The 22,624-nt window shown below is 68.4% G+C and carries 21 protein-coding genes and 1 tRNA gene; 15 read left to right on the top strand and 7 right to left on the bottom strand.

Annotated elements, in window-relative coordinates; translation table 11 throughout:
- The first annotated feature begins 167 nt into the window (after positions 1-167).
- Genes AC1RAD_RS14820 through AC1RAD_RS14790 form a run of 7 tightly spaced genes read left to right on the top strand, consistent with a single transcriptional unit; the run spans position 168 to position 6,673 of the window.
- Complete coding sequence (locus AC1RAD_RS14820) at positions 168-1,622, top strand: extracellular catalytic domain type 2 short-chain-length polyhydroxyalkanoate depolymerase (protein WP_492735597.1); 1,455 nt, start codon at positions 168-170, stop codon at positions 1,620-1,622.
- A gap of 48 nt (positions 1,623-1,670) precedes the next feature.
- Positions 1,671-2,435 (top strand): ABC transporter ATP-binding protein, encoded by a 765-nt coding sequence (locus AC1RAD_RS14815; protein WP_062475886.1) that lies wholly within the window; start codon positions 1,671-1,673, stop codon positions 2,433-2,435.
- Positions 2,432-3,160 (top strand): ABC transporter ATP-binding protein, encoded by a 729-nt coding sequence (locus tag AC1RAD_RS14810; protein ID WP_070060450.1) that lies wholly within the window; start codon positions 2,432-2,434, stop codon positions 3,158-3,160. Before AC1RAD_RS14815 ends, AC1RAD_RS14810 begins: the two co-directional genes overlap by 4 nt.
- Positions 3,157-4,137, top strand: coding sequence for a branched-chain amino acid ABC transporter permease (locus tag AC1RAD_RS14805; protein WP_062475880.1), 981 nt, complete (start codon positions 3,157-3,159; stop codon positions 4,135-4,137). The genes AC1RAD_RS14810 and AC1RAD_RS14805 overlap by 4 nt, the downstream gene beginning before the upstream one ends.
- Positions 4,138-4,150: 13 nt before the next feature.
- Positions 4,151-5,218 (top strand): branched-chain amino acid ABC transporter permease, encoded by a 1,068-nt coding sequence (locus AC1RAD_RS14800; RefSeq protein ID WP_062475876.1) that lies wholly within the window; start codon positions 4,151-4,153, stop codon positions 5,216-5,218.
- Positions 5,219-5,241: 23 nt separating this feature from the next.
- The gene (locus AC1RAD_RS14795) at positions 5,242-6,114 is read left to right on the top strand and encodes an alpha/beta fold hydrolase (protein ID WP_492736214.1); all 873 of its coding nucleotides are present in this window, start codon (positions 5,242-5,244) and stop codon (positions 6,112-6,114) included.
- 52 nt (positions 6,115-6,166) lie between these two features.
- A complete protein-coding gene (locus tag AC1RAD_RS14790; protein ID WP_489056987.1) occupies positions 6,167-6,673 on the top strand; it encodes a DUF1993 domain-containing protein in 507 nt (168 codons plus the stop codon).
- Positions 6,674-6,679: 6 nt separating this feature from the next.
- Here AC1RAD_RS14790 and AC1RAD_RS14785 read toward each other — a convergent pair whose 3' ends face one another.
- Entirely contained in the window at positions 6,680-7,531 is an 852-nt protein-coding gene (locus AC1RAD_RS14785) for a class I SAM-dependent methyltransferase (RefSeq protein WP_492735595.1), read from the bottom strand.
- Complete coding sequence (gene hemH / locus AC1RAD_RS14780; RefSeq protein ID WP_492735593.1) at positions 7,528-8,559, bottom strand: ferrochelatase; 1,032 nt, start codon at positions 8,557-8,559, stop codon at positions 7,528-7,530. Before hemH ends, AC1RAD_RS14785 begins: the two co-directional genes overlap by 4 nt.
- Before the next feature lie 15 nt (positions 8,560-8,574).
- On the opposite strand from hemH, the gene AC1RAD_RS14775 reads away from it, so the two are divergent.
- Entirely contained in the window at positions 8,575-9,306 is a 732-nt protein-coding gene (locus AC1RAD_RS14775; protein ID WP_492735591.1) for an HAD family hydrolase, read from the top strand.
- A 3-nt stretch (positions 9,307-9,309) separates the two neighbouring features.
- Here the strand turns inward: AC1RAD_RS14775 and AC1RAD_RS14770 are convergent, their stop codons facing one another.
- Positions 9,310-9,615 (bottom strand): NIPSNAP family protein, encoded by a 306-nt coding sequence (locus AC1RAD_RS14770; protein WP_062475864.1) that lies wholly within the window; start codon positions 9,613-9,615, stop codon positions 9,310-9,312.
- A 108-nt stretch (positions 9,616-9,723) separates the two neighbouring features.
- Here AC1RAD_RS14770 and AC1RAD_RS14765 point away from each other — a divergent pair, with 108 nt between their 5' ends.
- Complete coding sequence (locus AC1RAD_RS14765; protein WP_492735589.1) at positions 9,724-10,365, top strand: LysE family translocator; 642 nt, start codon at positions 9,724-9,726, stop codon at positions 10,363-10,365.
- Positions 10,366-10,383: 18 nt separating this feature from the next.
- Here AC1RAD_RS14765 and AC1RAD_RS14760 read toward each other — a convergent pair whose 3' ends face one another.
- Genes AC1RAD_RS14760 through hpnC form a run of 4 tightly spaced genes read right to left on the bottom strand, consistent with a single transcriptional unit; the run spans position 10,384 to position 13,744 of the window.
- Complete coding sequence (locus AC1RAD_RS14760; protein ID WP_095745072.1) at positions 10,384-10,692, bottom strand: hypothetical protein; 309 nt, start codon at positions 10,690-10,692, stop codon at positions 10,384-10,386.
- Positions 10,693-10,696: 4 nt separating this feature from the next.
- A complete protein-coding gene (hpnE, locus tag AC1RAD_RS14755; RefSeq protein WP_492735587.1) occupies positions 10,697-11,962 on the bottom strand; it encodes a hydroxysqualene dehydroxylase HpnE in 1,266 nt (421 codons plus the stop codon).
- 19 nt (positions 11,963-11,981) lie between these two features.
- On the bottom strand, positions 11,982-12,821 hold the full coding sequence (hpnD, locus tag AC1RAD_RS14750) for a presqualene diphosphate synthase HpnD (protein ID WP_492735585.1): 840 nt from the start codon (positions 12,819-12,821) through the stop codon (positions 11,982-11,984).
- Positions 12,818-13,744 (bottom strand): squalene synthase HpnC, encoded by a 927-nt coding sequence (gene hpnC, locus AC1RAD_RS14745; RefSeq protein WP_492735583.1) that lies wholly within the window; start codon positions 13,742-13,744, stop codon positions 12,818-12,820. Before hpnC ends, hpnD begins: the two co-directional genes overlap by 4 nt.
- A 79-nt stretch (positions 13,745-13,823) precedes the next feature.
- Here hpnC and AC1RAD_RS14740 point away from each other — a divergent pair, with 79 nt between their 5' ends.
- From AC1RAD_RS14740 to clpP, 6 genes are all read left to right on the top strand, one after another.
- Positions 13,824-15,746 (top strand): potassium transporter Kup, encoded by a 1,923-nt coding sequence (locus AC1RAD_RS14740; protein ID WP_492736212.1) that lies wholly within the window; start codon positions 13,824-13,826, stop codon positions 15,744-15,746.
- 121 nt (positions 15,747-15,867) lie between these two features.
- Complete coding sequence (locus tag AC1RAD_RS14735; RefSeq protein WP_159272046.1) at positions 15,868-17,070, top strand: efflux RND transporter periplasmic adaptor subunit; 1,203 nt, start codon at positions 15,868-15,870, stop codon at positions 17,068-17,070.
- Positions 17,067-20,246, top strand: a complete 3,180-nt coding sequence (locus AC1RAD_RS14730) for an efflux RND transporter permease subunit (RefSeq protein WP_492735582.1) — start codon at positions 17,067-17,069, stop codon at positions 20,244-20,246. Before AC1RAD_RS14735 ends, AC1RAD_RS14730 begins: the two co-directional genes overlap by 4 nt.
- 205 nt (positions 20,247-20,451) lie before the next feature.
- Positions 20,452-20,538 (top strand) — tRNA-Leu (locus AC1RAD_RS14725).
- A 26-nt stretch (positions 20,539-20,564) separates the two neighbouring features.
- Positions 20,565-21,878 carry a trigger factor gene (tig, locus tag AC1RAD_RS14720; RefSeq protein ID WP_153284507.1) on the top strand — a complete coding sequence of 438 codons (1,314 nt, stop codon included), beginning with the start codon at positions 20,565-20,567 and terminating at the stop codon, positions 21,876-21,878.
- Positions 21,879-22,001: 123 nt separating this feature from the next.
- Positions 22,002-22,610, top strand: a complete 609-nt coding sequence (clpP, locus tag AC1RAD_RS14715) for an ATP-dependent Clp endopeptidase proteolytic subunit ClpP (protein ID WP_095745077.1) — start codon at positions 22,002-22,004, stop codon at positions 22,608-22,610.
- The last annotated feature ends 14 nt before the right edge of the window (positions 22,611-22,624 follow it).

The raw sequence follows: 22,624 nt of genomic DNA, 5'->3' as shown, positions 1-22,624 counted from the left end.
GGTGTTCACTTGAACATGCGGCGACTCAGAAATCGCTGCTTCCCTTTTCGCCCCGGATGGCCGCCGGGCGAAGCGCCAGCCTGCGTCCGCGCCAGCTGTCGTGTGCCACGGTCAATTCGTCAGTCTGCAAGCAAGCGTTCGATCAAACACAACAGAAGGAGACAGCGATGCCAGCGATGCGATGGAACAACTGGAAGGGGTTTGCCGCAGCAGCGGTGATCACGGCGGCGGCGCAGGCCGCCACGGCGGCCGTGCCGCTGCCTGCACTGGGCGCCAACCCGGCGGAGGTGAGCGTGTCCGGCCTGTCGGCCGGCGGCTTCATGGCGGTGCAGCTGCACGTGGCCTACTCGGCCACCTTCAAGCGCGGCGCGGGCGTGGTCGCCGGCGGTCCGTACTACTGCGCCGAAGGCTCGGTGGTCAATGCCACCGGGCGCTGCATGACGCACAGCACCAGCATTCCGGTGTCGACGCTCGTGAGCACCACCAACAGCTGGGCCGCCAGCGGCGCGATCGACCCGGTGTCGAACCTCAGCAACTCCAAGGTCTACCTGTTCTCGGGCACCTCGGACAACACCGTCAAGCAGCCGGTGATGGACGACCTGAAGACGTACTACCAGAGCTTCGTGCCGGCCGCCAACACGGTCTACAAGAACAACCTCGGCGCGGGCCACGCGATGGTCACCGACGACTACGGCGGCGCCTGCAGCACCACGGCCGCGCCGTACATCAACAACTGCGGCTTCGACCTCGCGGGCGAGATCCTCACGCAGCTGTACGGTCCGCTGAACCCGCGCAACAACGGCGCGCTGGGCGGCACTTTCACCGAGTTCAACCAGTCGGAGTTCGTCACCGGCCACGGCGTGGCCGCCACCGGCTGGCTCTACGTGCCGCAGGCCTGCACCACCACCTCGTGCCGCGTGCACCTGGTGCTGCACGGCTGCAAGCAGAACTACACCGACGTGAGCGACCAGTACGTCAAGAAGACGGGCTACAACCGCTGGGCCGACACCAACAACATCATCCTGATCTACCCGCAGACAAGCACCGCGGCCACCAACAGCTGCTGGGACTGGTGGGGCTACGACAGCGCCAACTACGCCAAGAAGTCGGGCCCGCAGATGGCTGCCATGAAGGCCATGATCGACCGCGTCACTGGTTCGGCCGGCGGCGGCGGGTTGCCGGCGCCCACCGGCGTGGGCACCTCGGGCGCGACCAGCAGCAGCATGGTCATCGGCTGGGCCGGCGTCTCGGGCGCTTCGGGCTACAACGTGTACCGCGGCGGCAGCAAGGTCAACGCCTCGCCGGTGGCCGGCACCAGCTACACCGACACCGGCCTGGCCGCGTCGACCAGCTACAGCTGGACCGTGGCCGCGCTGAACGCGAGCAACGTCGAAGGCGCGATGTCGGCGGCCGCCACGGGCGCGACCACGGCGGGCCCGGGCGGCGGAGGCACGTGCTACACCGCGAGCAACTACGCGCACACCATGGCCGGGCGCGCTTATGCGCTGTGGGGCCTGACCTATGCCAACGGCTCGGGCCAGTCGATGGGCCTGTGGAACATCTACGCCATGACCACGCTGAAGCAGACGGGCACCAACTACTACGTGATCGGCACCTGTTGAGGCCGTTCACCCTGCACTGATTTTTCGATTCGCAAGGACCTTTCCACAATGCTTGAGACCCGGGATCTGACCATCCGCTTCGGAGGGCACGTGGCCGTCAACAGCGTGAGCTGCGCATTCGCGCCAGGCACGCTGACGGCCATCGTCGGCCCCAACGGCGCGGGCAAGACCACTTACTTCAACCTGATCTCCGGGCAGCTCAAGGCCACGGCCGGCACGGTGTCGCTCGACGGGCAACCGTTGTCGCACCTGTCGCCGTCGGCGCGCACGCACGCCGGGCTGGGGCGCGCGTTCCAGCTCACCAACCTGTTCCCGAACCTCACGGTGCTGGAGAACGTGCGGCTCGCGGTGCAGGCCACGCGCGCCGGCGCCCATCGCCACGGGCTCAACCTGTGGAGCATCTGGAGCGACCACAAGGCGCTGACCGAGCGCGCCGAGCAGATCCTGGCCGACGTGGCCCTGGAGCCGCGCGCCCACGCCACGGTGGCCAGCCTGCCGCACGGCGACCAGCGCAAGCTCGAGGTGGCGCTGCTGATGGCGCTCGAACCCAAGGTCTTCATGTTCGACGAGCCCACGGCCGGCATGCATGCGGCCGAGGCGCCCGTCATCCTCGACCTGATCCGCAAGCTCAAGCAGGACAAGACCAAGACCATCCTGCTGGTCGAACACAAGATGGACGTGGTGCGCGAACTCGCGGACCGCATCATCGTGCTGCACAACGGCACGCTCGTGGCAGACGGCGAACCTGCCGAGGTGATCGCCTCGCCGGTCGTGCAGGAGGCCTACCTGGGCATCGCGAAGGAGGCCGCATGAGCACCGACAACCTGTTGACCCTGGAAGGCGTGCAGACGCACATCGGGGCGTACCACATCCTGCACGGCGTCGACCTGGCCGTGCCCAAGGGCCAGCTCACCATGCTGCTGGGCCGCAACGGCGCGGGCAAGACCACCACGCTGCGCACCATCATGGGCCTGTGGCATGCGTCGCAGGGCAGGGTGCAGTTCGCCGGCAAGGACATCACGGCCCTGCACACGCCGCAGATCGCCGAACTCGGCGTGGCCTACGTGCCCGAGAACATGGGCATCTTCTCCGACCTCACGGTGAAGGAGAACATGGTGCTGGCCGCGCGCGGCGCCAAGAACGCCGACGCCATCGACGACACGCGCCTGAAGTGGATCTTCAAGCTCTTTCCCGCGGTCGAGAAGTTCTGGAACCACCCGGCCGGCAAGCTGTCGGGCGGACAGAAGCAGATGCTGGCCGTGTCGCGCGCCATCGTCGAGCCGCGCCAGCTGCTCATCATCGACGAGCCCAGCAAGGGCCTGGCGCCCGTCATGATCAACAACATGATCGAGGCCTTCGGCGAGCTCAAGGCGAGCGGCGTGACGATCCTGCTGGTCGAACAGAACATTCACTTCGCCCAGCGCCTGGGCGACACCGTCGCGGTGATGGACAACGGCCGCGTGGTGCACAGCGGCTCGATGGCCGCGTTCTCCGCCGATGCGCAACTGCAGCAATCGCTGCTCGGACTTGCCCTATGAAACTCGACTTCGACTGGAAGCCACTGCTTCTTGCCCCCATCCTCGCGCTCGTCGCGCTGCCGCTCACCGGCTCGGTCTCGACCTGGCTCACGCTCACGGTGGCGGGGCTGGCGATGGGCATGATCATCTTCATCATCGCCTCGGGCCTCACGCTGGTGTTCGGCCTGATGGACGTGCTGAACTTCGGCCACGGCGTGTTCATTGCGCTGGGCGCCTTCGTGGCCAGCAGCGTGCTCGGCCTCATGGGCGACTGGACCGGCTCGGGCGAGCTGTGGCGCAACCTCGTGGCGGTGTTCCCGGCCATGCTGGCCGCGATGGCGGTGGCCGGTGCCATCGGCCTGGCCTTCGAGCGCTTCATCGTGCGGCCGGTGTACGGCCAGCACCTGAAGCAGATCCTCATCACGATGGGCGGCATGATCATCGGCGAGGAGCTCATCAAGGTGATCTGGGGCCCGGCGCAGATTCCGCTGCCGCTGCCCGAGGCGCTGCGCGGCTCGCTGCTGATCGGCGACGCCGCCATCAGCAAGTACCGCCTGCTCGCGGTGGCCGTGGGCGTGGTGGTGTTCGGCGTGCTGGCCTGGACGCTGGGCCGCACCAAGATCGGCCTCTTGATCCGCGCCGGCGTTCAAGACCGCGAGATGGTCGAGTCGCTGGGCTACCGCATTGGGCGCCTGTTCGTCGGCGTGTTCGTGGTGGGCAGCGCGCTGGCCGGCCTGGGCGGCGTGATGTGGGGGCTGTTCCAGCAGAACCTGGTGCCGCAGATGGGCGCGCAGGTCAACGTGCTGATCTTCATCGTGATCATCATCGGCGGGCTGGGCTCGACCGGCGGGGCGCTGCTCGGCGCGCTGCTGGTGGGGCTCATGACCAACTACATCGGCTTCCTGCTGCCCACGCTCACGCAGTTCGCGAGCATCTTCCTCATGGTGGCCGTGCTGCTGTGGCGCCCGCAGGGCGTGTACCCCGTGGCGAACCGTTGAGGAGAAAGCCGTCATGTTCCTGAAACGACTTCTTTCCAACGACATGCCACGCAGTCGCCTGCTGGCGCTGCTGCTGCTCGCCCTGTTCCTGGCGCTGGCCTTCGCGCCGTTCCTGTTCCCGGGCGTCAAGGCGCTCAGCGTTGCGGCCAAGATCCTGGTGTTCGTGGTGCTGGTCGCGAGCTTCGACCTGCTCCTGGGCTACACCGGCATCGTGAGCTTCGCGCACACGATGTTCTTCGGCATCGGCGCGTACGGCATCGCCATCTCGGCGTCGCGGCTGGGGCCCAACTGGGGCGCGGTGCTGGTGGGGCTGGGCGCGTCGCTCGCGATCTCGCTGGTGCTCTCGCTGGCCATCGGCCTGTTCTCGCTGCGGGTGCGCGCGATCTTCTTCGCGATGATCACGCTGGCCGTGGCCTCGGCGTTCCAGACGCTGGCCTCGCAGCTGTCGGACTTCACCGGCGGCGAGGACGGCCTGACCTTCAAGCTGCCCGAGCTGATCTCGCCGAGCTTCGAGTTCGCCGAAGAGCCCTTCCTCGGCGTCTCGCTCGACGGGCGCCTGCTGTGCTACTACCTGCTGTTCGTGGCGGCGGTGGTGCTGGTGCTGGCGATGCTGCGCATCGTGAACTCGCCCTTCGGCCGCGTGCTGCAGGCCATCCGCGAGAACGAGTTCCGCGCCGAGGCCATCGGCTACCGCGTGGTGGTGTACCGCACCACGGCGGCCGTGCTGTCGGCGCTGTTCGCCACGCTGGCCGGCGCGATGCTCGCCATCTGGCTGCGCTACAACGGGCCCGACACCTCGCTGAGCTTCGAGATCATGATCGACGTGCTGCTCATCGTCGTGATCGGCGGCATGGGCACGATCTACGGCGCGGCCATTGGTGCGGTGCTGTTCGTGGTGGCGCAGAGCTACCTGCAGGACCTGCTGCGCCTGGGCAACGAGGCCGCCAGCGGCCTGCCATGGCTCGCGGCGCTGCTGTCGCCCGACCGCTGGCTGCTGTGGCTGGGCGTGCTGTTCGTGCTGTCGGTCTACTACTTCCCGACCGGCATCGTCGGCAAGCTGCGGGCGAGGGCGGCGAAATGAGCGACGGCAACAACAACAGCACCATGACGCCGACATCGCACTACGCGCAACTCGCAGGCCGTGAAATCCACTGGCTCGATTGGGGCCCCGCCAACGCCCCCGTCGTCATCGCCTGGCACGGCCTGGCGCGCACCAGCCGCGACATGGACGAGCTGGCGCAGCACTTCGCGGCGCGCGGCTTTCGCGTGATCTGCCCCGACACCCTCGGGCGCGGCCTGAGCCAGTGGAGCCCGTCGCCCGACGAGGAATACACGCTTGCGTTCTACGCACGGCTGGCCAATGCGCTGTGCGACGAGCTGCGGCTGGGCCGCGTGCACTGGGTGGGCACCTCGATGGGCGGCGCGATCGGCACGGTCTGCGCGTCGGGCCTGTTCGAGCCGCGCATGAAGGCGCGCATCGCCAGCCTTACGCTGAACGACAACGCGCCGCAGCTCGCGCAGGCCGCCATCGAGCGCATCCGTGCTTACGCCGGCGACCCGCCGGCCTTCGCCACGGTGGCCGAACTCGAGGCCTTTTTCCGCACGGTCTACAAGCCCTACGGCTGGCTCAGCGACGCGCAGTGGCGCCGCCTGACCGAAAGCTCCACGCGCCGCCTGGCTGACGGCCGCGTCACGCCGCACTACGACCCGGCGATGGTCAGGCAGTTCAGCGCGCACGACAACGACTACCTGATCTGGCCGCACTACGACGTGATCGAGGCGCCGGTGCTGTGCCTGCGCGGCGCCGAGTCCGACCTGGTGCTGCCCGAGGTGATCGACGAGATGCACCGGCGCGGGCCGGGCGCGGCCGGGCGCCTGCAGGTGATCGAGGTGCAGGGCTGCGGCCATGCGCCTGCGCTCAACGTGCCGGAACAACTGGACCCGATCGAGGGGTTTATCCGCGCGGCCGGTCGTTGAAGGCACGGCGCGCTCACAATCGCGCCGACTTCAACTCCAAGACCACCTCGCCATGGCCCTCTCGATGTACGACCTGTCCGTGCCGGTTTTCACCCGCGGACTGGGGCAACTCACCCACCTGCTCGACAAGAGCCTCGCGCACGCCAAGGCCCAGGGCATCGACCCGGCGACGCTGGTCGAAGCACGCTTGGCGCCCGACATGCTCACACTGGCCGGCCAGATCCAGCGCGCGAGTGACGCCTCCAAGCTGGGCACGGCGCGCATCGCGGGCATCACGGCCCCGAGCTTTCCCGACGAGGAAAAGACCTGGGACGACCTGCTGGCGCGCATCGTGAAGACGCAGGATTTCCTGGCCGGCGTGGACCGCGCGCTCATCGACGGCCACGAAGAACGCCCCGTGACCATCAAGGCGCGCGAAGGCGAAGCGCACTTCACCGCGCAGCGCTACCTGCTGCAGTTCGCGCTGCCGAATTTCTTCTTTCACGTGACCACCGCCTACGACGTGCTGCGCCACAAGGGCGTGCCCATCGGCAAGCTGGACTACCTCGGCCGCTTCTGAGTCCGTTCAGGCGCGGCGGGCCGCCAGCGCGTACATCAGCGGAATGCGCGGCATGCCTTCGGGCGGAGCCATGCGCCGTCCGCCGAGTTCGCGCATGCCCTCGAAGGGCTTCCAGCCGTTGGTGTACGGGTACTCCTCGAAGCGCTCGATGGCCAGGCCCGCCTGCGCGAGCGCGGTCGTCACCTGGCCCACGCCCCAGGTGAACTCGAAGCTCGGGTGCGGATTGCGAAAGCCCTGCACGCCGGGCATCGGCCGGTCGTCGGGCACGAGGCCGTCGCCCGATTCGGCCACGTAGTCGCCCACGCCTTCCTCGGGCACGGGCGCGTCGTTGAAGTAGTCGTAGTGGAACTTCCACTGCGGGTCGAACACCAGCGCGAACGGGTGGAACTCGACGATCACGAAGCGCCCGCCGGGCTTGAGCAGCTGCGCCACGCCGCGCGCCCAGGCGCCGATGTCGGACAGCCAGCACAGCGTGCCGTAAGAGCAGAACACGAGGTCGTGGCGCTCGCCGCGCGCGGCGGCGGCCTCGAAGTAGTCGTAGACGTCCGCGCGCTCGAAGCGCGCCGCAATGCCCGACTCGGCCGAGAGCCGGGTGGCGAAGTCGATGGCTTCGTCGGAGATGTCGACGCCGGTCACGCGGGCGCCGCGGCGCGCGATGCTCAGGCTGTCCTGTCCCGCGTTGCACTGCAGGTGCAGCACCGACAGGCCGTCCACGTCGCCGAGCAGGGCGCTTTCCTCGGGGAACAACGTGGAGCCGCCCGCGCGGAAGAAGGCGGCCTGGTCGCCCTTGTGGCTGTTGTGCGCCACCGTGGCGGCGTTCCACGACTGGCGGTTGGCTTCGTGCAGGTCTTTCTTCATGGCGTGGTCGTGTCGGGGCGGGTGGGCCAGCCCGCCAGGTGGCGTTCGGCGATGCCCGTGAGCGCGGTGATCCACGCCGGGCTGTCGTTGAGGCAGGGGATGTAGCCGAAGCGCTCGCCGCCCGCGTGCAGGAAGGCTTCGCGGCCTTCCATGGCGATTTCTTCGAGCGTTTCGAGGCAGTCGGCCGGAAAGCCCGGGCACACCACGTCGACGTGCTTCACACCGCTGGCGCCGAGTTCGCGCAGGGTGGGCTCGGTGTAGGGCTCCAGCCACTTGGCGCGGCCGAAGCGCGACTGGAAGGTCGTGCGGTACTGCGGGGACGCCAGGCCCAGCCGCGCCGCGAGCAGGCGCGCGCTCTCGAGGCACTGCGCCTCGTAGGGGTCGCCCAGCGCGATGTTGCGCGCGGGAATGCCGTGGAAGCTCATCACCAGCAGCTCGCCGCGGCCTTCGGTCTTCCAGTGCTTTTCGATGCCTTGCGCGAGCGCCTCGATGTAGGCGGGGTCGTCGTGGTACTGGTTGACGAAACGGAACTCGGGCACGTGGCGCTGGCGGCGGCTCCAGGCGTTCACGGCGTCGATCACGCTGGCCGTGGTGGTGGCCGAGTACTGCGGGTAGGCCTGCAGCACCAGCACGCGCGTGGCGCCCTCGGCCTGCAGCGCATCGAGCCGCGCGGCGATCGACGGGTTGGCGTAGCGCATCGCGTCGCGCACCGTCACGCGGTGGCCGCGTTCGCCGAGCCAGCCGGCCAGCAGGGTGGCCTGCTTCTGCGTCCAGACCTTGAGCGGCGAGCCCTCGGGCAGCCAGATGCTGGCGTACTTCGCGGCCGACTTCGCGGGCCGCGTGCGCAGGATGATGCCGTGCAGGATCAGCGCCCACAGCGCCCTGGGAATCTCGACCACGCGCGGGTCGCCCAGGAAGTCGGCGAGGTAGGGGCGCACCGCGGCGGCGGTGGGGGCATCGGGTGAGCCGAGGTTGCACCAGAGCACGGCGGTGCGGTCGTTCTTGCGGTCATCAGGGGCGAGAGGCATGCGATATTCTCGGGCATGACTTCCGCTTCCCCGGCGCCCGGCGGCGCCACGCCGCTCGACATCTCGCGCATCTCGGCGATCTCGCTCGACCTCGACGACACCCTGTGGCCGATCTGGCCGACTATCGAACGCGCCGAGCGCGTGCTGCACGAATGGCTGCTGCGCGAGGCGCCCAAGACGGCCTCGCTGCTGCTCACGCCGGGCGTGCTGCGCGAGCTGCGCGAAGCCACCGCCAAGGAGCGCTCCGACCTCGCGCACGACCTGAGCGCGCTGCGCCGCGAGTCGATCCGCACGGCGCTCGTGCGCGCGGGCGAAGACCCGGCGCTGGCCGACCCGGCCTTCGACGCCTTCTTCGAAGAGCGGCAGCGCGTCACGCTGTACGACGACGCACTGCCGGCGCTGAAGTGGCTCAGCGAGCGCTACCCGCTGGTGGCGGTGTCGAACGGCAACGCCGACATCCACAAGACCGGCGTCGGCCGGTGGTTCCGCACTGCCTTCAATGCACGCGCCTTCGGCAGCGGCAAGCCGCACGCGCCGATCTTCCGCGCCGCGGCGGCCTCGGTCGGCCTGCTGCCCAAAGACGTGCTGCACGTGGGCGACGATGCCGCGCTCGACGTGGTGGGCGCGCTCAACGCCGGCATGCAGGCCGCCTGGCTGGTGCGCGACGAGCGCCCGTGGGAGCACGGGGCGCGGCCACAGCTGATCGTGCCCAACCTGCACGCGCTGTGCATCGCGCTGGGCGCTTGAACCTCAGCGGAACACGGGGCGGAAGAAGCTGCGTTCGTAGCTGACGATGCAGCGCGTTTCCTCGGCGTAGCGGAAGGCGGCCTGGCAGTCGGCGTCCTGCATCGAATCGGCACGGTAGGTTTCGTACGCGGCCAGGCTCGGGAAGCTGAACATCGCCAGCGCCACGTTGTTCGCGCCTTCGGACGGCAGGAAGTAGCCGTGGTGCTGGCCGCCGAACTTCTCGACCAGCGGAATCCAGAGCTTGCCGTAGTGCTCGAATTCCTTGAGCTTGAAGGGATCGACGATGTAGCGCAGGTAGCAGGTGATCATGGGTGAGGAGCGTCAGGGGACTATCGGCGCGGCCCGAGCGGCGCGCGGCTGCCCGGACTATAGTTTTGCGACGGCCTCCTTTCATTGCTTTCGCGCGAATTTCCTTCCATGCATCTTTCCACCTGGCTCCTCTTTTGCGGCGTGACCCTGGTCGTCGCCTTCACGCCCGGTCCGGCCGTGCTGCTCGCGGTCTCCAACGCCATCTCCGTCGGCCCGCGTCGCGCGATGATCAGCTCGCTGGGCAACGCCTGCGGGCTCTTCCTGGTCTCGGCCGCCGCGATGGGCGGGCTGGGCGTGGTGCTCAACACCTCGGCCACGGCCTTCATGGTGTTGAAGGTGGCGGGTGCGGGCTACCTCGTGTACCTGGGCATCCGGCAGTGGCGCAGCCGCACGAGCGTGTTCGCCGAGCTGCAGCCGTCGGCCGCGCCGACGCCTTCGCGTTCCGCGCGCCGGCTGTTCGGGCACGGCGTGACGGTGGCGTTGACGAATCCCAAGGGCATCCTGTTCTTCTCGGCGCTGTTCCCGCAGTTCCTCACGCACGATGCGCCGATCCTCACGCAGTTCGCCGTGCTCACCACGACCTTCGCGGCCGGCTCGGTGCTGGCGCATGGCTCCTACGTGCTGCTGGCGCGCCTGCTGAAGAAGCAGTTCGCGAACCCCAAGCGCGCGCAGCTCTTCAACCGCGTGTCGGGCGGCGCCTTCGTGCTGCTGGGGTTGAGCCTGCTGCGGCTGCGCAACAAGACGGCCTGAGAAGGCCGCCGGCTTTCTTCAGTCGAGCCCGAAGCGCTCGCGCAGCGCCGCGCAGAAATCGGCGGTGCCGCTGAGCGAGAGCGTGAGGGTGTCCAGGCGCGGGTTGTCTTCCCGCGTGCGCTGCACGTCGCAGTCCCACACCGCACCGTCGTCGAGCGCGCCGCGCGCACCGGGGAAGGTGGCCTCGGCCCAGGCCAGCACCTGCGCGATCTCGGCTTCCACTTCGGGCGTGCGCTCGGGCGGGGTCGAGGCCATGGCGTCGAAGGTGCCGTGGTCTTCGGTGTCTTCGCTGTAGTCGAAATCGAGGTAACGCAGGGTCGTGGTCATGGGGTCACGGCGTGGCAAGTGCGCGCGCGACGGCCAGTCCGTTGAGGACCGCACCTTCGAGCGTGGCGGGATAGGGGCCTTCGGTGTAGTCGCCGCAGGCCTGCAGCCCCGGCGCGATGGGGGCCGGCGGGCGCGCCAGGCCGGGCGTGCAGGCGAAGGTGGCGCGCTTTTCGACCACAGTCTGGATCGGCGTGAGCCCCGGTTGCCCGAGCTGCGCGCCGGCTTGCGCGAGCACCTGTTTCTCGAGCGTCTCGCGCGGCGTTTCATTGGCGCTCACGACGAAGGCGAGCACGCCTTCTGGTCCACCGAGCTGGCCGCGGTCGAACACGAACTGGGCCGGTGCGCTGCCCGGCTGGCTGCGCAGCGCGAGCATCGGCTCGGCCAGCGGTGCGGCGCCGCGCACGTAGACCGTGGCGATCGCCTCGAAGCGCAGCGATTCGGTGACGTTGCACCAGCGCGATGCGGCCGGCAGGCCGGTGGCGCGCACGAGGCGCGCGGCGTCCCAGGGCGCGCAGGCCAGCACGGCCTGGTCGAAGACCTCGTCATCGACGCGCCACCGGTCGCCCTCGGGCGCGATGGCGCGCGCGCGGTGGCCGATGTGCGCGGTGGCGCCGTGCCGCGCGAGCCAGGCCAGCGCGGCATCGGGCAGCAGGGCGCCGAGGTCCACGCGCGGCAGCAGCAGGTCGGCGCCGCCGCGCCCGCCGAACAGCGCGTCGTGCAGCACGCGCAGGAAGACCTGGCCGCTCGATTGCGGCACGGGCGTGTTCAGCGCCGAGACGCACAGCGGCTCGATGAGTTCGTGCATCACGCGCGGCGTGAGGCCGGCGCACAGCGTGGCGACGCTGGTGCCGGGCGCGCAGCGAAAGCCCGCGAGGCGCCAGCGCACGGCGGTGGCCAGCAGCGCGGCCTTGTCGCGCCAGGTCCAGCCGCGCGCGGTGAAGATGCCGATGAGCAGGTCGAGCGGCGGCGGCCGGCCCGCGGGCAGCTGCAGCCCGCCGCCGTCGGCAAAGCGCAGCGACAGCGGCAGGCGCTGCAGGGCGGTGTCGACATCGACCCCCACGTCGCGCATGAGCGCCAGCGTGGCGGTGTAGGCGCCGATCAGGATGTGCTGGCCGTTGTCCAGCGCCATGCCGTGCATGTGATCGACCCGCCGCGCCCGCCCGCCGGCCATCGGCGCGGCTTCGAACAGGGTGACGGCATGCCCGAGGCGCGTGGCCTCGACGGCGCAGGCCAGGCCGGCCCAGCCGGCGCCGATGACGGCGAGCCTCATGGGCACGAAGGGTGGGGCGTCATATCCGGCCGAGCGCCTGGACTTTCCAGGCCAGCCACAGCTTGCGCACGGGCGTCAGGCTGATGCGCTGGTTGAGCACCTGGAAGTCGTCGCGCTCGATCTCGCGCAGCAGCGTGCGGTAGATGCTGGCCATCATCAGGCCGGGCTTCTGCGTGCGGCGGTCGGCCAGCGGCAGCAGGGCCAGCGCTTCGTCGTAGGCGGCGTGGGCGCGCTGGGCCTGGAACTTCATGAGCGCGACAAAACGGTCGGAGTGCACGCGGTTCAGGATCTCGTGCGCCTTCACGTCGAACTGCTGCAGCTCGTTGACCGGCAGGTAGATGCGACCGCGCAGCGCGTCTTCGCCGACGTCGCGCAGGATGTTGGTCAGCTGCAGCGCCAGGCCGAGCTTGTGGGCGTAGGCGGTGGTCTGCGGATCGGTCTGGCCGAAGATGCGCGCGGCCACCTCGCCGACCACGCCGGCCACGAGGTGGCAGTAGCGCGCGAGGCCGGGGAAGTCGAGGTAGCGGGTCTGGTCCAGGTCCATCTGGCAGCCGTCGATCACTTCGTTGAGCTGGCGCGCCTCGATGCCGTAGGTGGAGGCATGCGGCATGAGCGCCTGCATGACCGGGTGGCGCGGCGTGCCGGCGAAGGCCTGGGCGACCTCGGTGCGCCACCAGGCGAGCTTGGTGGCGGCCACGCCGGGGTCGGAGACCTCGTCGACCACGTCGTCGACCTCGCGGCAGAAGGCATAAAAAGCCGTGATCGCGGCGCGCCGCGGCTTGGGCAGGAACAGGAAGGCGTAATAGAAACTGCTGCCCGAAGCGGCGGCCTTGTCTTGCACGTATTGCTCGGGATTCATCGGGGAGGCGCTGCTTTCATGGGCCGTGATTGTCTCCGCATCCGCCATGCCTTCCAGAGCAGCACGGGCGCGTCGGCCTTGCCGACGGTGGGGCGCTGCGTGAAGGTGTCGAAGCCCAGGTCCTCGATCTTGTCCAGGATGCGCAGGCCACCCTGCACGACCAGGCGCAGCTCCCAGCCCACGCGGCCCGGCAGGCGGTGCACGAGCGGGGCGCCTTCGGTCATGAGCTCGCGCGCCCAGAAGGCCACCACCGCTATCAGATTGATAGCTTCCTGCGGCGGCGGCGCGGAAGACAGCGGTGCGAAGACCTTGAAGTGCTCGGACGTCAGCCCGCGCCGCGCGCAGTCGGTGCGCGGAAAGTAGAAGCGCCCGCGCGGCAGGTCGACGCTCGGGTCCTGCCAGAAGTTGATGAGCTGCAGCGCGCTGCAGATGGCGTCGCTCTGGGCCAGCGCCTGCGCGTCGGTCACGCCGTACAGGTGCAGCAGCAGCCGGCCGACCGGGTTGGCCGAGCGGCGGCAGTAGTCGAGCAGTTCGGCGCGGTCGGCGTAGGTGCCGCGGTCGCGGGTCTTCTCGATGTCCTGCATGAAGGCGCTGAGCAGGTCGGCGAGCAGGTCTTCGGGCAGGCGGTACTGGGCGATGGCCCAGGCCAGCGGGCCGAACACATGGGGCCAGCGCGAGTCGGGCAGCGCGTCGCCGCGCGCGGCGGCGGCCAGTTCCTCGCGGTAGGCGCGCAGCTCGGCCAGGCGCGCATCGGGCGAGGCGTCGCCCTCGTCGGCGATGTCGTCGGCGGTGCGCGCGAAGTGGTAGATCGCGGCGATCGGCGGGCGCAGGTGCGGCGGGCACAGCCACGAGGCCACGGGGAAGTTTTCGTAATGGGCCGGCGCGGCGGCATGACGAGGATTGGCAGGAGGAGTGGCGGACACGCCACGATTGTCGGCGACGTCATGTCCGGGCACTATGCTCGTGGCGTCGCCACTTTCCATCTCTCTTTCGCCCATGACGATGAAAGCAACTGCCGCGGCTTCCGGGACTTCGCTTCCCGCTTCGGGCGACACCGCACATCCGGCCGGGCCGGGGCTGATGATCGCGGCGCTGGGCGTCGTCTTCGGCGACATCGGCACCTCGCCGCTGTACGCCTTCAAGGAGACGATGAACCCCGAGCACGGCGTGCCGTTCTCGCCTGACGCGGTGCTGGGCCTGCTGTCGCTGATCTTCTGGGGCCTGATGTTCGTCGTGACGCTCAAGTACGTGGTGTTCGTGCTGCGCGCCGACCACGACGGCGAGGGCGGCATCCTGGCGCTGCAGGCGCTGGCGCGCAACGCCGTTTCCGGCCCGAAGACCCGGCCCTGGGTGTGGCGCGGGATCGGGGTCCTGGGCCTGGTGGGCGCGGCCATGTTCTACGGCGACAGCCTCATCACGCCGGCGATCTCGGTGCTGTCGGCGGTCGAGGGCCTGGAGGTGCAGGCGCCGGTGCTGCAACGGGTGGTGATCCCGATCACGCTGGCGATCCTCGTCGGGCTGTTCATGGTGCAGAAGAAGGGCACCGGCGTGGTCGGCAGGATCTTCGGGCCGGTGATGCTGCTGTGGTTCCTGGTGCTGGGCGTGGCGGGGCTGTGGCAGGTGCTGCAGCAGCCGCAGGTGCTGGCGGCGCTCGACCCGCGCCGGGCGGTGAGCTTCCTGGTGGTGCACCGGGCGCAGTCGCTGGCCGTGCTGGGCGCGGTGTTCCTGGCGTTCACGGGCGGCGAGGCGCTGTATGCCGACATGGGGCACTTCGGCGCCAGGCCGATCCGTCTCGCGTGGCTCTTCATCGCGCTGCCGGGGCTGGTGCTCAACTACTTCGGGCAGGGCGCGCTGGTGCTGGCGAACCCGGCGGCCATCGACAACCCGTTCTTCCGGCTCTTTCCGTCGTGGGGCGTGCTGCCGATGGTGGTGCTGGCCGCCATGGCCACGGTGATCGCGTCGCAGGCGGTGATCTCGGGCGCCTTCTCGCTCACCGCGCAGGCGATGCGCATGGGCTACCTGCCGCGCATGCGCGTGGTGCAGACCTCCGGCACGGCCATCGGGCAGATCTACGTGCCCGCCGTCAACTGGTTGCTGATGGTCGGCGTGCTGCTGCTGGTGCTGGGCTTCCGCAGCTCGGGCGCGCTGTCGGCAGCGTATGGCATTGCGGTGTCGATCACGATGGTGACGACCACATTGCTGGCCGGTATCGTGGCCTGGGGCCTGTGGCGCTGGAACAAGGTGGCGGTGGCGGTCGGCGTGGCGGCCTTCGCCGCGGTCGACCTGACCTTCGTGGTGTCCAACAGCCTGAAGGTGGCCGAGGGCGGCTGGCTCACGCTGGCGGTGGCGGCCGGGGTGATGGTCCTGTTCACCACCTGGGCCAAGGGCCGGCGCCTGGGCCTGGAAGCGGCGGCGGCCGACAGCCTGCCGCTGCGCCCCTTCGTCGAGTCGCTGGCGCTGAACATGCCGCACCGGGTGAGCGGCACGGCCGTGTTCCTGAACCCCGACGCCACGGCGGTGCCGCATGCGCTCTTGCACAACCTCAAGCACAACCAGGTGCTGCACGAGCAGGTGATCGTGCTGCGCGTGCTCTCGTGCGACACGCCGCGCGTGGACGCGCGCCTGCGCATCGAGGCCGAGCAGCTGATGGACGGCATCTGGGTGGTCACCGCGCGGCACGGCTTCATGGAGCGGGCCGACGTGCCCGAGTTCATCCGCATCCTGGCCTACCAGAAGACCCTGGCCATCGACTCGATGAAGACCTCGTACTTCGTCTCCCGCGCCTCGGTGGGCGAGGAGAACCTGCCGGGCATGAACCCGGTGCGACGGGTGCTGTTCGGCTGGCTGCAGCGCAACGCGGGCCGGGCATCCGATTACTTCGAGCTTCCTGATAACCGGCTGGTTGAAATGGGGCAGAGAACCTAGCGCAGACATTGCTGTCGACATGGTCAACTGACCCGCGGGTCATTGACACTGTTTAACGTTTACCCTAGATTACTAACCGGTGGGTCATTAATGACCCGGTTCCTCTCTTCTTGGGTGTCTCATGACCGCCTCCGCCGCCTCACTCCGTGCCCGCAGCGCCGCCTGGCTGCTGCTTCCCGCCATCTTTCTGGCCGGCTGTTCGCCGAAACCGCCTGCTCAGGAGCCCGTGAGGGCGGTCAAGTTCGTGACCGTCGGCACCAGCGACTACGACGCCCAGCCCGAGTTCTCGGCCGAGGTGCGGGCCCGGGTCGAATCGCGCCTGGGCTTCCGGGTGGCGGGCAAGATCATCCGCCGCCAGGCCGAGCTCGGCCAGCACGTGCAGGCCGGCCAGGTCTTGGCTCAGCTCGATCCGCAGGACTACCGCCTGGCCGCCGAGGCCGCCCGCGCCCAGCAGGCCGCCGCGCTGACCAACCGCGATCTGGCAGCCGCCGACCTCAAGCGCTATACCGAACTGCGATCGCAGAACTTCATCAGCGGCGCCGAACTGGAACGCCGCGAAACCACCTGGAAGGCAGCGCAGGCGCAGCTCGAGCAGGCGCAGGCGCAACTGGCCTCGCAAGGCAACCAGGCCAGCTACACGACGCTGGTGGCCGACGTGGCAGGCATCATCACGGCCATCGAGGCCGAGCCGGGCCAGGTGGTGCAGGCCGGCACGCCGGTCGTGCGCATCGCCCAGGACGGCGCGCGCGACGTGGTGTTCGCGGTGCCTGAAGACCGCGCCGCGCTGATCAAGCCCGGCTCGCCGGTCGCGGTGCGCGGCTGGTCCGGCGGCGAGGTGCTGCAGGGCCAGGTGCGCGAGGTGGCGGCCAGTGCCGACGCGGTCACGCGCACCTACTCGGTCAAGGTGTCGATCGACGCGGCCACGTCGCCGGCGCTCGGCGCCACCGTCTACGCCAGGCCGCAGGCCCTGGCCCGCACCGACGTCGCGGTGATCAAGCTGCCGACCAGCGCACTGCGCCAGGAAGGCAAGGGCTCGGCGGTCTGGGTGCTTGACAAGGACAGCATGACCGTGCGCTCGCAGCCGGTGCAGGTGGTCACGGCCGACGGCAATGAAGCCGTGATCGGTTCGGGCCTGGCGACCGGGATGATGGTCGTGGCCGCGGGCGTGCACGTGCTGTCGCCGGGGCAGAAGGTCACCATCTACCAGTCGAAGGAGGCCATGGCGGCCGCCGCCAATGGCCAGCAGCAGGCGCAGGCGAAGCAGCAGGCCGTCGAGGCCGTGGCCGCGACGAAGAAGGAGATCGCAACGGGTGCCGCCAAATGACGGAAGGCCCTGCGACCCCCGCAACCCCTGCGACAACTCCGGCGTCCGAGTACAAGTCGCCCGGCTTCAATCTTTCCAAATGGGCGCTGGACCACGCGCCCCTCACGCGCTACCTGATGGTGGTGCTGATGGTGCTGGGCGCCTTCGCGTACTTCCAGCTCGGCCAGGACGAAGACCCGCCGTTCACCTTCCGCGCCATGGTGGTGCGCACCTACTGGCCCGGCGCCACGGCGCAGCAGGTGGCCGAGCAGGTCACCGACAAGCTGGAGCGCACGCTGCAGGAAGCACCGTACGCCGACAAGATCCGCAGCTATTCCAAGCCGGGCGAGTCGCAGATCATTTTCCAGATCAAGGACTCGTCGAAGGCCGCCGAGGTGGCCAACGTCTGGTACACGGTGCGCAAGAAGATCGGCGACATGCGCGGCACCTTGCCCGCGGGTGTGCAGGGGCCGTTCTTCAATGACGACTTCGGCGACGTCTACGGCGTGATCTACGCGCTGGAAAGCGAAGGCTTCAGCTACGCCGAGCTCAAGACGCTGGCCGACGACGTGCGCCAGCAATTGCTGCGCGTGAAGGATGTGGCCAAGGTCGACCAGTTCGGCGTGCAGGACGAAAAAGTCTTCATCGAGATCTCGCAGAAGCGCCTGGCCCAGCTGGGGCTCGACTTCAACGCCGTGCTGGCCCAGCTCGGCTCGCAGAACGCGGTCGAAAGCGCCGGCACGATCCAGTCGCCTCTGGACGTGGTGCAGGTGCGCGTGGGCGGCCAGTTCACCAGCGTCGAGCAGCTGCGCGAGATGCCGATCCGCGGCAGCTCGGGCAACCAGATCAAGCTCGGCGACATCGCCGAGATCCGCCGCGGGTACGTCGATCCGCCGGCCGTCAAGGTGCACCACCAGGGCAAGGAAGTGATCGCGCTCGGTGTGTCGATGGCCAAGGGCGGCGACATCATCGCGCTGGGCAAGGCGCTGAAGGCCACCACCGCCACCATCGACCAGCGCCTGCCGGCCGGCGTGAAGCTGGCGCAGGTGCAGGACCAGCCGGTGTCGGTGGCCAGCTCGGTCAACGAGTTCGTCGGCGTGCTCATCGAGGCCGTGGCCATCGTGCTGGCCGTGAGCATCATCGCGCTCGGCCTGCACAAGGGCGGGCGCTTCGGCTGGTACATCGACATGCGCCCGGGGCTGGTGGTGGCCATCACCATTCCGCTGGTGCTGGCCGTGACCTTCCTGGCCATGAACTACTTCGGCATCGGGCTGCACAAGATATCGCTGGGGTCGCTGATCATCGCGCTCGGCCTCCTGGTCGACGACGCAATCATCGCGGTCGAGATGATGGTGCGGAAGATGGAAGAGGGCTACGACAAGGTCCGCGCCGCCACCTTCGCCTACGACGTCACGGCCAAGCCGATGCTCACGGGCACGCTCATCACGGCGGCGGGCTTTTTGCCGATCGGCATCGCCAAGTCGGTGACGGGCGAGTACACCTTCGCGATCTTCGCGGTGACGGTGATCGCGCTGGTGCTGTCGTGGATCGTGTCGGTGTACTTCGTGCCGTACCTGGGCACGCTGCTGCTCAAGGTGAAGCCGCACGACCCCGACGCGCCGCCGCACGAACTGTTCGACACGCCGTTCTACAACAGCTTCCGCCGCGCCGTGAACTGGTGCGTGCAGCACCGCTGGCTGACCATCGGCGCCACCGTGCTGATCTTTGCACTGGGCATCGTCGGCATGGGCAAGGTGCAGCAGCAGTTCTTCCCCGATTCGAGCCGGCCCGAGATCATGGTGGACATCTGGTTCCCCGAAGGCACCTCGTTCGCCGCCAACGAAGAGGTGGCCAGGCGCGTCGAGCAGCGCGTGATGAAGGAAGAGGGCGTGAAGACCGTCAGCACCTGGATCGGCTCCGGCGTGCCGCGCTTCTACCTGCCGCTGGACCAGGTGTTTCCGCAGACCAACGTGTCGCAGCTCATCGTGCTGGCCAAGGACCTGAAGGTGCGCGAAACGCTGCGCCTGCGCCTGCCCGCCTTGCTGGCCGAGGAATTTCCCGAGGTGCGCGGCCGCGTCAAGCTGCTGCCCAACGGCCCGCCGGTGCCATACCCGGTGCAGTTCCGCGTGATCGGCACCGAGCCCGCCCAGCTGCGCGCCCGCGCCGACGAGGTGAAGGCCGTGCTGCGTGAGAACCCCAACATGCGCGGCGTGAACGACAACTGGAACGAGTCGGTCAAGGTGATCCGCCTCGAAATCGACCAGGCCAAGGCGCGCGCGCTCGGCGTGACCAGCCAGGCCATCGCCCAGGCCTCGCGCACGATGTTCAGCGGCACCACGGTCGGCCAGTACCGCGAGAACGATCTGCTGATCGACATCGTGCTGCGCCAGTCGGCCGACGAGCGCGAGGCGATTTCGGACATCGGCAACGCCTACATTCCGACGACCACGGGCCGTTCGATCCCGCTCACGCAGATCGCCCGTCCGGTGTTCACCTGGGAGCCCGGCGTGATGTGGCGCGAGAACCGCGACTACGCGATCACCGTGCAGGGCGACGTGGTGGAAGGCCTGCAGGGCGCCACCGTGACCGAGCAGCTGTTGCCGAAACTGCGCGAGCTGGAAGCCGGCTGGCATGCGGCCGGGCAGGGCGGCTACCGCATCGAGGTGGCGGGCGCTGTGGAAGAAAGCTCCAAGGGCTCGGCCTCGATCGTGGCGGGCGTGCCGATCATGCTGTTCCTGGTGTTCACACTGCTGATGCTGCAGCTGCACAGCTTCAGCCGCTCGCTGCTGGTGTTCATCACCGGCCCGATGGGCATCGCCGGCGTGGCCGCCGCGCTGCTGCTGCTGAACCGGCCCTTCGGCTTCGTGGCGCTGCTCGGCGTGATCGCGCTGATGGGCATGATCCAGCGCAACGCCGTGATCCTGATCGACCAGATCGAGCTCGACCGCGCCGCCGGCGTGCCGGCCTGGGATGCGATCGTCGAGTCGGCGGTGCGCCGGCTGCGGCCCATCGTGCTGACCGCCGCGGCGGCGGTGCTGGCGATGATCCCGCTGTCGCGCAGCGTGTTCTGGGGGCCGATGGCCGTGGCCATCATGGGCGGGCTGATCGTGGCCACCGTGCTGACGCTGCTGGCGCTGCCGGCCATGTACGCCGCGGCCTTCCGCATCAAGCGGGAGCCGCAAACCGCTGCTGCCTGACAAGGCGCTTTTCAGGGGCCGTTGTCGCGCGGCCCGTATCCCTTGCGCGAGAGTGGGTGAAATCCCCCAAAGGGGGAAGCCGGAAGGCCCCCATTCTTGCGTTTAAAATGCGCGGTTGACCGATTTCAGGCGGACGGTCTTGGGCCAGCGGTTTTTCCGCAGCGCCGAGGCCGTCCGCCTTTGCATTCACCTGAAATTTGGCATCGCGCGGGTGGCGAAATTGGTAGACGCACCAGGTTTAGGTCCTGACGTTCGCAAGAACGTGCCGGTTCGAGTCCGGCCCCGCGCACCAGCCACACCCCTCACAAGGAAGACACCATGACCGTGAACGTTGAAACTCTCGAGAAGCTCGAACGCAAGATCACGCTGACCCTGCCGGTCGGCACCATCCAGAACGAAGTCGATTCGCGCCTCAAGAAGCTCGCGCGCACCGTCAAGATGGACGGCTTCCGTCCCGGCAAGGTGCCGATGAACGTCGTGGCCCAGCGCTACGGCTACTCGGTGCATTACGAAGTCATGAACGACAAGGTCGGCGAGGCCTTCTCGCAAGCCGCGAACGAAGCCAAGCTGCGCGTCGCCGGCCAGCCCCGCATCACCGAGAAGGAAGAGTCGCCCGAAGGCCAGCTCGCCTTCGACGCGGTCTTCGAAGTGTTCCCCGAAGTCAAGATCAACGACCTGTCGGGCGCTGAAGTCGAGAAGCTGTCGGCCGAAGTCGGCGACGAAGCCATCGACAAGACCCTGGACATCCTGCGCAAGCAGCGCCGCACCTTCGCCCAGCGCGCCCAAGACGCCGTGGCCGAAGACAACGACCGCGTGACGGTCGACTTCGAAGGCAAGATCGACGGCGAGCCCTTCCAGGGCGGCAAGGCCGAAGACTTCCAGTTCGTCGTCGGCGAAGGCCAGATGCTCAAGGAATTCGAAGACGCCGTGCGCGGCATGAAGTCCGGCGACAGCCGCACCTTCCCGCTGTCGTTCCCGGCCGACTACCACGGCAAGGACGTGGCCGGCAAGCAAGCCGACTTCATGGTCACCGTGAAGAAGATCGAAGCCTCGCACCTGCCCGAAGTCAACGAGCAGCTGGCCAAGTCGCTCGGCATCGCCGAAGCCACCGTGGAAGGCCTGCGCGCCGACATCAAGCGCAACCTCGAGCGCGAAGTGAAGTTCCGCCTGCTGGCCCGCAACAAGAACGCCGTGATGGACGCCCTGGTGGCCAACGCCGAACTCGACCTGCCGAACGCCAGCGTGCAGTCGGAAGTCGCCCGCATGATCGAAGGCGCCCGCGCCGAGCTCAAGCAGCGCGGCATCAAGGACGCCGACAAGGCCCCGATCCCCGAGGAAGTGTTCCGCCCGCAAGCCGAGCGCCGCGTGCGCCTGGGCTTGGTCGTGGCCGAGCTGGTGCGTGCCAACGAACTGCAGGCCAAGCCCGAGCAGATCAAGGCCCACATCGACGAGCTGGCCGCCAGCTACGAGAAGCCGCAAGACGTCGTGCGCTGGTACTTCAGCGACAACAACCGCCTGGCGGAAGTCGAAGCCGTGGTCATCGAGAACAACGTGACCGACTTCGTGCTGGGCAAGGCCAAGGTCAACGAAAAGTCGGTGTCGTTCGACGAACTGATGGCGCAGCAGCAGTAAGCTGGTTTCCGTCGCTGCATGCAGCAACGCCGATGGGGCTTGTGCTTTGCGGCACGAGCCCCATTTCACTCAGGCGTACAGTTCAATCAGAGCGAACGAATCCATTTTCCGGAGAGCAAATTCATGAGCGCACAGGAAATTCAAGGCCTCGGCATGATCCCGATGGTCGTCGAGCAGTCGGGCCGCGGCGAGCGGTCGTATGACATCTACTCGCGTCTTCTCAAGGAACGCATCATCTTCCTGGTGGGCGAGGTCAACGACCAGACCGCCAACCTCGTGGTGGCCCAGCTGCTGTTCCTCGAGAGCGAGAACCCGGACAAGGACATTTCGTTCTACATCAACTCCCCGGGCGGCAGCGTGAGCGCCGGCATGGCGATCTACGACACGATGCAGTTCATCAAGCCGTCGGTGTCGACCATGTGCCTGGGCTTTGCGGCCAGCATGGGCGCCTTCCTGCTGGCGGCCGGCGAGAAGGGCAAGCGTTTCTCGCTGCCCAATTCCAAGATCATGATCCACCAGGTGCTCGGCGGCGCACGCGGCCAGGCCACCGACATCGAAATCCATGCGCGCGACATCCTGCGCACCAAGGACCAGATGAACCGCATCCTGGCCGAACGCACTGGCCAGCCACTGGAAAAGGTCAAGTCGGACACCGAGCGCGACTATTTCCTGACTGCCGACGAGGCCAAGGATTACGGCCTGGTCGACCAGGTCGTCGCCCAGCGCGGTTAAAGCCGCCCGGCGCT

The organism is Variovorax sp. GW823-FHT04B03 (assembly GCF_058796495.1).
Note: the sequence above shows the minus strand (reverse complement) of the source record. Positions and strands in the feature narration are given on the sequence as shown.